Annotated in this window: 7 protein-coding genes; 4 read left to right on the forward strand and 3 right to left on the reverse strand. The window is 75.1% G+C overall.

What is annotated here, in order from left to right:
• The first annotated feature begins 124 nt into the window (after window positions 1–124).
• Window positions 125–913, forward strand: coding sequence for a methyltransferase domain-containing protein (locus ACSNOC_RS17920; RefSeq protein WP_436748480.1), 789 nt, complete (start codon window positions 125–127; stop codon window positions 911–913).
• Between the two features lie 13 nt (window positions 914–926).
• Here ACSNOC_RS17920 and bla read toward each other — a convergent pair whose 3' ends face one another.
• Window positions 927–1,895 (reverse strand): class A beta-lactamase, encoded by a 969-nt coding sequence (bla, locus tag ACSNOC_RS17925; RefSeq protein ID WP_436748485.1) that lies wholly within the window; start codon window positions 1,893–1,895, stop codon window positions 927–929.
• Window positions 1,896–2,058: 163 nt separating this feature from the next.
• Here bla and ACSNOC_RS17930 point away from each other — a divergent pair, with 163 nt between their 5' ends.
• Both ACSNOC_RS17930 and ACSNOC_RS17935 read left to right on the forward strand, forming a co-directional pair.
• Window positions 2,059–2,967 carry a LysR family transcriptional regulator gene (locus tag ACSNOC_RS17930; protein ID WP_436748481.1) on the forward strand — a complete coding sequence of 303 codons (909 nt, stop codon included), beginning with the start codon at window positions 2,059–2,061 and terminating at the stop codon, window positions 2,965–2,967.
• Window positions 2,968–2,999: 32 nt separating this feature from the next.
• The gene (locus ACSNOC_RS17935; protein WP_436748486.1) at window positions 3,000–3,869 is read left to right on the forward strand and encodes a serine hydrolase; all 870 of its coding nucleotides are present in this window, start codon (window positions 3,000–3,002) and stop codon (window positions 3,867–3,869) included.
• A 22-nt stretch (window positions 3,870–3,891) separates the two neighbouring features.
• On the opposite strand, the gene ACSNOC_RS17940 is transcribed toward ACSNOC_RS17935, so the two are convergent.
• Together ACSNOC_RS17940 and ACSNOC_RS17945 are read right to left on the reverse strand one after the other, a co-directional pair.
• Window positions 3,892–4,329, reverse strand: a complete 438-nt coding sequence (locus ACSNOC_RS17940) for a DUF5994 family protein (protein ID WP_436748482.1) — start codon at window positions 4,327–4,329, stop codon at window positions 3,892–3,894.
• A 215-nt stretch (window positions 4,330–4,544) separates the two neighbouring features.
• The gene (locus ACSNOC_RS17945) at window positions 4,545–5,588 is read right to left on the reverse strand and encodes a fatty acid desaturase family protein (RefSeq protein WP_436748483.1); all 1,044 of its coding nucleotides are present in this window, start codon (window positions 5,586–5,588) and stop codon (window positions 4,545–4,547) included.
• A gap of 555 nt (window positions 5,589–6,143) precedes the next feature.
• On the opposite strand from ACSNOC_RS17945, the gene ACSNOC_RS17950 reads away from it, so the two are divergent.
• Window positions 6,144–6,716 (forward strand): DUF5994 family protein (locus tag ACSNOC_RS17950; protein WP_436748484.1); only part of this gene is annotated, 573 nt, incomplete at its 3' end.

Below are 6,716 nucleotides of genomic sequence, written 5' to 3' on the forward strand. Positions count from 1 at the left end.
CGCGCTCCCGTGCGCCCCCTCGCACCGCCGTGCCCACGCGCCGGTCGCTCACGGGACGGGCCCGCGCCGTGGCAGCGTGGTCCCCGTGCGGCGACCGGCCGCACGGACCGGGAAGGACGTACCAGTGGTGTCACCACGCGAGACCGTTCCCGCCAGGGGGCTGCGGCTGGAGGAGGACGCCTACCGCCTGGCCCTCGGCCGCTTCCTGGCCCGGACCGACGAGAAGACCGTCACCCACGCCTACCTCGATCGCGTGGTGGACACGCTCACCCACCGGCGCGTGCTCCTCGATGTCGGCCCGGCCGACGGCACCACGACACGCCACCTCGCGCCGTCCTTCGAGGACACCGTGTGCATCGAACCCAGCGCACCCATGCGCTGCGTGCTGGAGCGGACCTGCCCGGACGCGACCGTCCTGCCGGATCCCGTGCTCGCGGCCGAGCCGGGCGTCGCCGCCGACCTCGCGCTCCTGTCCCACGTGCTCTACTACGTTCCGCCCGAGCAGTGGACGGCGACGGTGCTGCGCGTCATGGAGTGGGTGGCCCCCGGCGGCCTCCTCCTCGTTCTCCTGCAGAACCCCGACAACGCGTGCATGGGCATGGTCCGGCACTTCACCGGGTGCCGCTTCGACGTACGCGACCTGGCCCGGGAGCTGGCCGCGGCCCCGCCCGGGCTGGTCGGTGACGTCCGCCTGGACGCCCTGCCCGCGCGCTACAGCAGCCCCTGTCTGGACGAGACCCTGCTGGTCGCGGACTTCCTGCTGAGCGTCCCGGCGGACCGGACCGGCGGCGCGCCGCTGCCGCCGCGCGGCAGCGTGGAGGCGTACGTCCGCCGCCACTTCCGCACCCCCGAGGGCCGCTACGTCATCAGGCACGACCAGGACGTCCTGCGGATCGAGCGCCCCCGCCACTGAGGCCGCCTGCCCGCTACCGGCGCCCCAGCGCGGCGACGGCCACGGCGGCGGCCTCCGCGATCAGTTCGTCGTGGCGCTCGGCGCCCTCTTCGTCGCGGCTGCTCATGACCGCCATGACGACGGGGTTGCCGCCGTCGTCCGGCCACACCACGGCGATGTCGTTGCGCCCGCCGTACCCGGCGGTGCCGCTCTTGTCGGCCACGGTCCAGTCGTCCGGGAGGCCCGCGCCGATCAGCGTCTCGCCGGTGGTGTTCGTCGTCATCCACTGCCTGAGCAGCTCGCGTTCGCCCCGTTCCAGCGCGTCGCCGAGGAGGAACGCCCGCAGGCTCCCGGCCATCGCGTGCGGCGTGCTGGTGTCGCGGATGTCGCCCGGCGTTCCCTCGCTCAACTCCGGCTCGTACCGGTCCATCTCGGTGACGTCGTCACCGAACTCCTCCAGCACCGCCTCCAGTTCGTCGGGCCCGCCGATCGCCTCCAGGAGCAGGTTGACCGCCGTGTTGTCGCTGTACCAGAGGGTGGCGGCGCACAGTTCGCGCAGGCTCATCCCGGTGCCGACGAAGTTCTCCGTCACGGGCGAGTTGTCGATGATGTCGTCGGAGGTGTACGTGATCACCTCGTCGATCCCGTCCAGCCCGTACGCGCGGAGCACGGCGCCCACCGCCAGGGCCTTGAACGTGGAGGCGTACGCGAACCGTTCGTCCGCCTGGTACGCCACCTCCCGGCCCGTGCCGGTGTCCAGGGCGTAGACGCCGAGCCGCGCGTCGAACTCGCGCTCCAGCTCGTCGAACCGACGGTTCGTGGACCCCTCCGGCACCGCGGGCGACGCCGCACCCGGCGCATCGGCGGACGCGCCGGGCGCGGCCCCGGTGTCCTGACCGCACGCTGGGAGCGCGACGAGCGCGAGGACGGCGGCCACCCGGGCGGCGCCCCGGCGCACGCGCGTCAGCCGCGCCGGATGCGCCGGTCGCGTCGGGGGCGACATGTGCGTCATGTGCGTCATGGATGAACCTCCAGGCTTCGCAAGGACGTGCGCGGACTCCCGTGCCGGGGAAGCTCCCTGGCCGGGACCACCTTCCGGCCCACGGCCCCCCGCCGTCCAAGTCACGAACGCGCGGTTCCATGCCGCTTTGGCATAATGCCCGTCCGTGGATCTTGTGGGGGCATGCCGCGCGTTCGTCCACGTGAGCGAGCGCGGCAGTTTCACCGTCGGCGCGGCGGCGGCCCGGATGGCCCAGTCCGTCGCGAGCCGGCGCGTCGCCGCGCTGGAGCGGCACCTCGGCCGGCGGCTGCTGGAACGGTCCTCCCGCGCGGCCACCCTCACCCCGTTCGGCCGGGACATGCTGCCGCTGGCGACGCGACTCGTGCGGCTGGCCGACGAGCTGGAGCACGAGGCGGAGGCCGCCCGGCACCGGCCGCTGCGCCTCGCCGTCCCGGCGACCTGCCCGACCGCCGCCCTCGCGCGCCTCATCGCCGACGCGCACGGCCAGGGCATCCGGCTCGACCCGCGCCCCGCCGCACCGGCCGAGCGCGCCGGCCTCGTCGCCTCCCGGCAGGTGCGCGCCGCCCTGCTGGCGGTGCCCGCCACCGACGCGGCCTGGACCGTGCCGCTGGGCCTGGCGGTCGCCGCCGCCCCCGGCACCGGGCCGGTCTACCTGGACACCCTGCGCCCCGGCCGCGCCGACCGCGCGCAACGGCCCCGGCGGGTCTGGCTCCAGCCCGAGGACGACGTGCCCCACATACGGGACCGCCTCACCCGCCTGCGCGACGCCGTCGGACTGCGCCCGGCACAGCTCGCCGTCGCCCCCACCGTGGCCTCGGCGGTGGCCGACGTGCTGAGCCACGGCGACGCGCTGCTCACCTCGCCCGACCAGGCCCGGCGGCTCCGGCTGCACTGGCGGCCCGTCGGGGAACTGGCCGCCGCCGGTCTCGCCCGGGGATACGCCCTGGCCACCGCCGACGACACGGACGCCGACGCGACCCGTCTCGGGGAGCGGTGCGCGGACGGCATCGCCCGGTGCCTGGGCACCGGGACGGGCGCGGGAGCGGCCCGGTGAACGCCGACGGGCTCCTGCGGGAGCTGCGCGAGATGCTGCGCGACGGCGGGCTGTACGGCTCGTTCCTCGTCCGTGACCTGGGCACCGGCGACGAGCTCGGCATCGATCCGGACATCGAGTTCCCCGTCGCGTCCCTGGTGAAGGTGCCGCTCGCCCTGGCGACGCTGGAACGCGTCCGGCTCGGCGAACTCGACGGCGCCACCGTGCTGGACGTGCCGCCCGGGCGGATCACCACGCCGGGGCCGACCGGCCTGAGCCGGTTCCGCCACGCCGCCCGCGTCGCCGTGGACGACCTGCTCTACCTCAGCGTCTGCATCAGCGACGGCGTCGCCACCGACGCGCTGTTCGGGCTCACGCCGCCGTCCGAGGTCGCGGCGATCCTGCACCGGCTCGGGGTGCGCGGCATCGCGGTCCGGCACCTGACGCAGGAGCTGACCGAGACCCCGGTGGAGCGCTTCGACGCGACGGACGCGCACCTCGCCCACGCCCTGGCGATCGACGCGGGCACGGCGGGGCGCGGCCACCGGGTGCCGCAGCTCGACGTCTCGCGCGCCAACACGGGTACGGCGCGCGCGTTCGTGGATCTCCTCCAGGCCCTGTGGACGGAACCGTCGGCGATCCACCCCGATGTCGCCGCGCGCCTGCGCACCCTCATGGGCGCCAACGTGCTGCGCCACCGTCTCGCGCCGGACTTCGCCTCCGACGCGTCCACCTGGTCGTCCAAGACGGGCACGCTGCTCAACCTGCGCCACGAGGTGGGCGTCGTGGAGCACGCCGACGGCCAGGCGTACGCCGTGGCCGTGCTGACCGAGTCGCGGGTGGCCGCGGCCGTCCAGCCCGCCGCCGACGCCCTGATGGGCCAGGTCGCGCGCCGCCTCCGCGACCGGATCCGCTCCGCCTGAGACGGCGACGGCGACCGCCGGGTCAGGCTTCTGCCGGAGCGTGGGCCGCGGCCGGGGCGGGGGCGGTGGCTGGGCCGGCGGCGGCGGAAGCGGGGGCGCCGGGCGGGATGACCAGCAGGTCGCAGCGGCCGACGCCGTAGGAGAGCAGGCAGACCGTGTGCGGGGTGGGGGTGGCCTCGGACCGGTTGATGTGCACCGCGCGGTCGCCGAGGGACAGACTGTCGGGCCGGACCCGCCACATGGAACGGCTGACCGTGACCCGGGTGATGCCCGGCCAGTGTTCCTCCAGCGCCGCGAGGAGCGCGGGCAGTTCGCGGCCGAGGTCGTGGGAGCGGGGCCACCAGGTGCCGTCCAGCCGGTGCGGCCCCGTGCCCGGCGGCAGCAGGGTCAGCCGGGCCGGAAGGTCGTCCGCCGGGGGCGGCGGCGGGGACGGCGGCGCGAGGTACTCGGTCACGGTCATGCTCCTCTGATCTCCCGTCCCGGAGATGCCGGGAGGCCCCGCGCGGGGCCTCCCGGGGGCCGGGGAGTGCGGATGGTGCCCACCGGGCGAGGCGGCGGGATGCGGCGGGGGCCGTGCCCGCGCCGGTCTGCCCGGCGGGGCGGCGGCGGCCCGGGATCGTGACGCGGCACGCTCCGGACCGTCGCAGTCTACGCACGGCCCGGCCCGGCGGACCGTCAGGCGGCGGCGCGGGAACGCCGGATGGGGGCACCGGCCCGGTGCAGGCTGGCGAGTGCCTGCCGGTAGGAGGCGATCAGCCCGGTCTCCAGGTAGTCCACTCCCAGCTCCTCGCAGTAGCGCCGCACGACGCTCTGCGCGCGGCGCAGGTGGGGGCTGGGCATGCTCGGGAACAGGTGGTGCTCGATCTGGTAGTTGAGACCGCCCAGCACGATGTCGGTGAACCAGCCGCCGCGCACGTTGCGCGACGTGAGCACCTGGCGGCGCAGGAAGTCCGGGCGGTCCTTGCCGGTCAGGATCGGCATGCCCTTGTGGTTCGGGGCGAAGATGGACCCGAGGTAGACGCCGAACAGGCACTGGTGGACGGCGAGGAAGGCGATCGCCATGCCGGGCGGCAGCACCCAGAACAGCGCGGTGAGATAGACCGCGAAGTGCCCGAAGAGCAGGACGCCTTCCAGCGCGCGGTTCTTGATCGAGCGGTTGGCCAGCGCCCGCACGCCCGCCACGTGCAGGCTGAAGCCCTCCAGCGTGAGCAGCGGGAAGAACAGGAACGCCTGGGCCCGGCCCATCAGGCGGGGCAGCCCCTTCGCGGCGCGGGCCTGGTCCTGGGACCAGACCAGCAGGTGGGGGGCGACGTCGGGGTCGAGCTCCGCGTGGTTGGGGTTGGCGTGGTGCCGGGTGTGCTTGTCCTGCCACCACTCGTAGCCCATCCCGATGCACGCCCCGGCGATCCGCCCGGTCACCTCGCTGGCCCGGCGCCTGCGGAACACCTGACGGTGCGCCACATCGTGGGCCAGCAGCGCTACTTGGCCGAAGAGCAGGGCGAGGAAGGCGGCGATCCCGAGCGTCCACCACGTGTCGCCCAGCAACGCGAACGCGGTCCAGCCGCCGAGGTAGAGCCCGGCCACCACCGTGATCCGGACCGCGTAGTAGCCGGGGCGGCGGGCCATCAGGCCGGCGGCGGCGATTTTCTTCGACAGCCGGGCGAAATCGCTGCCGGACGCCCGCGGGGGCGGGGGACGGACCGCGGTGTGTGTGGTCATGGTGGGGGTTCCTTCTGCGAGCCGGGTGGGTGGCCCCGGCGGTGCCGTCGGGGACGGCACGGTGGGGACGGTGGGACGGTCCTCCGGGGCGTCGACCGCGAGGAGGACGCTGGAGGAGAGGAGGAGGACGGAGATCGGGGGGAGAACGGGCGGGCGGCGCGGGCACGCCCGGAGCGGAGGTGTCGCCGCCGGGGTCCCGGTGGTCACGGCCACGGCCGGGACTGCGGTGGCCTGCCGTGGTGACGCGATCCGCACGGGGCCTTCCGCGAGCGCGCGCTCCCCGCGAGGACGGAGATGATGACGAGCAGAGAGGGGGAGCGCCGTTCCCACCCTACGCCCCCGGAACAGAAGCCGGGCACGGGAGGCCGGGCCGGGAACTGTGATCCGCGCGTCACGGTGCGTCGGCTTCACGACCGGTTCCTCCGTCATGGTCCCAATGGAGAGCGACCGGAGTAGGCTGGGGAAACCGAGAGCACCTCGCATTCCGGCGGTCTTGCCGGCGTCGTTCTCGGAGAACGACGGCACCGGGCGCACGCGCCCGGGAATGGTCACCCCATGATCGTGATCTCCGGTCCGACGGCAGAGCACCTCGTCAGGCGGTCCTGCCGCCTCTCCCTCGCCCCCGGGGGCAGCAGCCCGGGCCCCCTGGACGGCGCGTGGTGGCCGTACTCCCGCGACCTCGCACTCGAACTCGCCCTGCTCGCGGCGGCGTTCGAGCCCCGCTGGGGACGGGTCACCCGCGCGGCGGTGAATCCGGCCTTCTGGCCCGTCATCCCGAGGAAGATCCCGCTCCCCGGCCGTGTGCTGCGCGTGGGCTGGTTCTCCGCCGAGCAGGACCCGCACGCGTTGCTCCTGCTCGCCGGCAAGACGCGGCGCTGGGACCTCCTCGTGATCCCGCCGGAGACACCTCCCGCCACGGCCGCCCGTCTGATGGCCGCCGCGTCCGACCCGGGCGACGCCCGTACCGCCGGAGCCCTGATGGCACAGGCCGGGGCGGCCATCGCCGCGGAAGGCGACGGGGCCCGGGTGACGGACTGGGAAGCGGAGGGCGGCTGGGGACGGGTCACCCGCGCGGCGGTGAATCCGGCCTTCTGGCCCGTCATCCCGAGGAAGATCCCGCTCCCCGGC

The sequence above is a fragment of the Streptomyces sp. URMC 129 genome (genome assembly GCF_051386415.1).
In the GTDB taxonomy this organism is placed as follows: domain Bacteria; phylum Actinomycetota; class Actinomycetes; order Streptomycetales; family Streptomycetaceae; genus Streptomyces.